General features: G+C 31.3%; 5 protein-coding genes. All 5 read left to right on the top strand.

What is annotated here, in order from left to right; translation table 11 throughout:
• Positions 1–181 precede the first annotated feature (181 nt).
• Positions 182–1,531 (top strand): ribonuclease PH, encoded by a 1,350-nt coding sequence (gene rph, locus ACI3VO_RS06410; protein ID WP_439757110.1) that lies wholly within the window; start codon positions 182–184, stop codon positions 1,529–1,531.
• 18 nt (positions 1,532–1,549) lie between these two features.
• The gene (locus ACI3VO_RS06405) at positions 1,550–2,032 is read left to right on the top strand and encodes a metallophosphoesterase family protein (RefSeq protein ID WP_439757109.1); all 483 of its coding nucleotides are present in this window, start codon (positions 1,550–1,552) and stop codon (positions 2,030–2,032) included.
• A gap of 131 nt (positions 2,033–2,163) precedes the next feature.
• Complete coding sequence (tig, locus tag ACI3VO_RS06400) at positions 2,164–3,447, top strand: trigger factor (RefSeq protein WP_439757108.1); 1,284 nt, start codon at positions 2,164–2,166, stop codon at positions 3,445–3,447.
• 84 nt (positions 3,448–3,531) lie between these two features.
• The gene (gene clpP, locus ACI3VO_RS06395) at positions 3,532–4,113 is read left to right on the top strand and encodes an ATP-dependent Clp endopeptidase proteolytic subunit ClpP (RefSeq protein ID WP_320625721.1); all 582 of its coding nucleotides are present in this window, start codon (positions 3,532–3,534) and stop codon (positions 4,111–4,113) included.
• Positions 4,114–4,151: 38 nt separating this feature from the next.
• The coding region (clpX, locus tag ACI3VO_RS06390) for an ATP-dependent Clp protease ATP-binding subunit ClpX (RefSeq protein WP_439757107.1) at positions 4,152–4,807 on the top strand (656 nt) is incomplete at its 3' end.

The following is a 4,807-nucleotide window of genomic DNA, read 5'->3' as shown; positions in this document are numbered from 1 at the left end:
AGAATAATTATTGTTAGATTAAAAATAATCCTATAAAAGTTGATTTTACCTTATAAATGTAGTAAATTAATCAAAGTAGTGATAGAATGATTTAAGAATAAGTTAGTTTATTAGAGTATATAAAGCTATAAAATTTAATGAATTGTTTGGAAGAAGCGTTTGATTTTAGAAAGGAAAAAAAATGACGAGAATTGATGGTAGAGAGTTTGATCAAATTAGAGATTTAAAAATAACTAGAAATTACACAAAATATGCAGAGGGGTCTGTATTTATAGAAATGGGCGATACAAAAGTTTTATGTAATGCTTCTGTAGAGGACAAGGTTCCTCCCTTTCTAAGAAATACAGGAACTGGCTGGATAAATGCAGAATATTCTATGTTACCTAGATCAACTCAACAAAGAAAAATCAGAGATGCATCTAGAGGAAAAATAGATGGCAGAACTCAAGAAATACAAAGATTAATAGGTAGAGCTATTAGATCTGTAGTTGATCTAGAAAAATTGGGAGAAAGAACTATCTGGGTAGATTGTGATGTAATTCAAGCTGATGGTGGTACTAGAACAGCATCAATAACAGGGGCATTTGTAGCTGTATTAGATGCTATTAATAAGCTACATAAGGATAAAGTAATAAAACACATGCCAGTTAGAAATTTCGTATCAGCTATAAGCGTAGGAATAGTAGATGGAGAGTATTTATTAGACTTGTGTTATGATGAGGATTCAAATGCACAAGTAGATATGAATATCATAATGACTGATAAAGGCGAATTTGTTGAAGTACAAGGTACAGGAGAAGAGTGTCCTTTTTCAAGAAAAGATCTAGACAAGCTTTTAGAGCTAGGAGAAAAGGGTAATAAATTATTATTACAAGCTCAAAGAGAGGCTCTAGGAGAAATAGCAGATGAGATTTTAGGTGTTGATTACGGCAATGATGTGGTTATTGCAACAGGAAATGCTCATAAATTAGAAGAAATAGGTGACATATTAAAGGACTTAGATTATAATATATATTCATTGAAGGATGTCGACCTTGGTGGTTTGGAAATTGAGGAAAATGGGAAAACATTTGAACATAATGCATTGATAAAGGCTAGAGAAGTAGCAAAAAGAACTAAAATGATAACAATAGCAGATGACTCTGGACTTGAAGTCGATGCAATAGGAAAAAAACCTGGCATTTATTCTGCTAGATATGCAGGAGAAAATGCTACTGATGAAGAAAATAGAGCTAAGCTATTAAAATCATTAAATAATACTCCTATGAGTCATAGAAGTGCGAGATTTGTTTGTTGTATAGCAGTAGTTTTCCCAGATGGCAAGGAATTTGTAGTAAGAGGAACTTGTGAAGGAACTATAGGATTTGAAGAAAAAGGTACAAATGGATTTGGATATGATAATCTATTTATAGTCGACAAATACAATAAAACTTTTGCTGAATTGCCATCAAGCATAAAAAATGCTATAAGTCATAGAGCAAATGCACTACAATTAATGAAAGAAGAATTATCAAGAAGAGTAGGCAGATAGTATAATAAAGGTAGTGAAATGACAATGAGAATAGGAATAATTAGTGATACTCATAGATTTACAGCAGCAATCGATAAGGCAATTCCATTTTTACAAGATTGCGATTTAATTGTCCATGCAGGGGATAATGTAGACGATGGTGAGTATATAGAGGCTATGACAGATATACCTGTTGTGGGTGTCAAGGGGAATTGTGATTTTTATTCAGACCCAGGAAATGATGAAGAAATATTTAAAGCTGAAGACAAAAAGGTTTTTGTCTGCCATGGACATAGATATGGAATTAAATACACTTTAGTGGATTTATATGAAAGAGCATTGGATTTAGGAGCAGATATAGTAGTATTTGGACATTCACATGTACCATGCTATGAAAATGTAAAAGGCGTAATTTTTATTAATCCAGGAAGTACATCATTGCCAAGAGGTGGTTCAAGTAAAGGACTTGGTATATTGGATATAGAAAATGGAGAAATTAATTACGAAAGAATAAAAATATAAATACTTTGAATTCAATGGAATACTTGTAAATAAAAAAATGGTTGTGATATAATTAAAGAGTTAGATATTTATTAGAATGAAAAAGTTATTCTAAAATGATTACATATATATATTTAGGAGGATAAAGTTAAATGAAAGCAGAATTAATTAAAAAAGAAGGTAACGTTGTAGATTTCAAATTAACTATAGACAACGACAAATTTGAAGCTGCTATAAACAAAGCTTATAACAAAAACAAAGGTAGATTTAATATAGCAGGATTTAGAAAAGGTAAAGCACCTAGAAAAATAATAGAAAACAATTATGGAAAAGGCGTATTCTATGAAGATGCTATAGATATAGTATTCCCAGAAGAATATCCAAAAGCAATAGATGAATTAAACTTATTACCAATAGATAGACCAAGCATAGATGTTGAAGAAATAAGCAAAGACAATGGTTTAGTATTATTAGTAAAAGTTGAAGTAAGACCAGAATTTGAATTAGGTCAATACAAAGGTATAGAAGTAGAAAAAGTTGTTTATACTGTAAGTGATGAAGATGTAGACGCTAAATTAAAACAATTACAAGAAAAAGCTTCTAGATTAGTAGAATCAGACAAAGAAATAGAAAATGGAGATACTGCTAATATAGACTACGAAGGATTCAAAGATGGAGTTCCTTTCGCAGGTGGTAAAGAAGAAGGACATGATTTAGTTATAGGATCTGGAGCATTTATACCAGGATTTGAAGAACAATTAATAGGTAAAAAAGCTGGAGAAGAAGCTGAATTAAACGTTACTTTCCCAGAAGGTTACCATGTACAAGAATTATCTGGAGCACCAGTTGTATTCAAAGTTAAAGTAAATGCAGTAAAAGTTAAAGAATTACCAGAATTAGACGATGAATTTGCTAAAGATACTACAGAATTTGAATCTTTAGATGAATTAAAAGCTGATATAAGAGCTAATGCTGAAAAAGAAGCAGCTGACAAAGCTAAAGCTGAAGAAAGAAATGCAGTAGTAGAAAAAGCTGTAGCTAATACAGAAGTAGAAATCCCTGATACTATGATAGAAGCTCAAATAGATAACTCTATAATGGAACTTAACTATTCATTACAATATCAAGGATTCAGCATAGAACAATTATTAGAAATGACAGGAAAATCTATGCAAGAATTAAGAGATGAAAAGAGAGAAGAAGCTAAAACAGCAGTAAAATCTTCACTAGTAATAGATGCTATAGCAACTGCTGAAAATGTTACTGTAAGCGATGAAGAACTTGATGCAGAAGTAGCTAAAATGGCAGAAAATTATAGCATGACAGTAGAACAAGTAAAAGAAGCTTTAAGACCAACTGGATTAGACGATATAAAAGGACAATTAAGAATAACAAAAACTATAGACTTATTAGTTGAAAATGCTGTTATAGCATAATAAAAACTATAAACAGATTAAATTGTGGTAATTTTAATAAATTACCGCAAATATATCCACAAAAATATGGAGGGGGTATGATTTATGGCATTAGTACCTACAGTAGTAGAACAGACAGGTAGAGGAGAGAGAGCCTACGATATATATTCTAGACTTTTAAAAGATAGAATAATATTCTTAAGTGATGAAGTAAATGACACTACTGCTAGCTTAGTAGTTGCTCAATTATTATTTTTAGAGGCTGAAGACCCAGATAAGGATATACATTTATATATAAATTCTCCAGGTGGTAGCGTAACAGCTGGTATGGCTATTTACGATACTATGCAATATATAAAACCAGATGTAAGCACTATATGTATAGGTATGGCTGCTTCAATGGGTGCATTTTTATTAAATGCAGGAGCAAAAGGAAAAAGATTTGCACTACCAAATAGTGAAATAATGATACACCAACCTTTAGGTGGAGCAAAAGGTCAAGCTACAGATATAGAAATTCATGCAAAATGGATTTTAAAAATCAGAGAAAGATTAAATAAAATTCTTTCTGAAAGAACTGGCCAACCAATAGAAAAAATACAAATAGATACAGAACGTGACAACTTTATGAGTGCTCAAGAAGCAAAAGAATACGGTCTAATCGATGAAGTAATTGAAAAGAAGTAATTGAAAAAAGAGCGTAGTTTTAGGAAGAGGTGCTTAATATGTCAAAATACGAAGATAAAAGACAATTAAAATGTTCATTCTGTGGAAAGACTCAAGACCAAGTTAGAAGATTAATTGCAGGGCCAAATGTTTACATTTGTGATGAATGTGTTGAGCTTTGTGATGAAATAATACAAGAAGAGATGGAAGAAACTTTAGAAGAGGATACTCTATCTTTACCAAAACCTAAAGAAATGATGGAAATCTTGAATGATTATGTCATAGGTCAAGAAAGAGCTAAAAAGATATTATCAGTAGCTGTATATAATCATTATAAGAGAATTTACAGTAAAAAAGCGAATTCTAAAGATATAGAAATTCAAAAGAGTAATATTCTTCTATTAGGACCAACAGGTTCAGGGAAGACTTTATTAGCTCAAACATTAGCTAAGACATTAAATGTACCATTCGCTATGGCTGATGCTACATCTTTAACAGAAGCAGGGTATGTTGGAGAAGACGTTGAAAACATCTTATTAAAACTTATCCAAGCTGCTGATTTTGACATAGAAAAAGCAGAAAAAGGCATAATCTATATAGATGAAATTGACAAAATAGCTAGAAAATCAGAAAATCCATCTATAACTAGAGATGTTAGTGGTGAAGGTGTGCAACAAGCACTATTAAAGATACTTGAAGGAACTGTTGCAAATGT

This window comes from Intestinibacter sp. (assembly GCF_051866655.1).
Classification (GTDB): domain Bacteria; phylum Bacillota; class Clostridia; order Peptostreptococcales; family Peptostreptococcaceae; genus Intestinibacter.
The sequence above is the reverse complement of the archived record's forward strand: the minus strand, read 5'-3'. Positions and strand labels throughout refer to the sequence as shown.

Coding starts and splice junctions, on each gene's coding strand:
- rph (WP_439757110.1), top strand. CDS start 182: ATGACGAGAATTGATGGTAGAGAGTTTGATCAAATTAGAGATTTAAAA.
- ACI3VO_RS06405 (WP_439757109.1), top strand. CDS start 1,550: ATGACAATGAGAATAGGAATAATTAGTGATACTCATAGATTTACAGCA.
- tig (WP_439757108.1), top strand. CDS start 2,164: ATGAAAGCAGAATTAATTAAAAAAGAAGGTAACGTTGTAGATTTCAAA.
- clpP (WP_320625721.1), top strand. CDS start 3,532: ATGGCATTAGTACCTACAGTAGTAGAACAGACAGGTAGAGGAGAGAGA.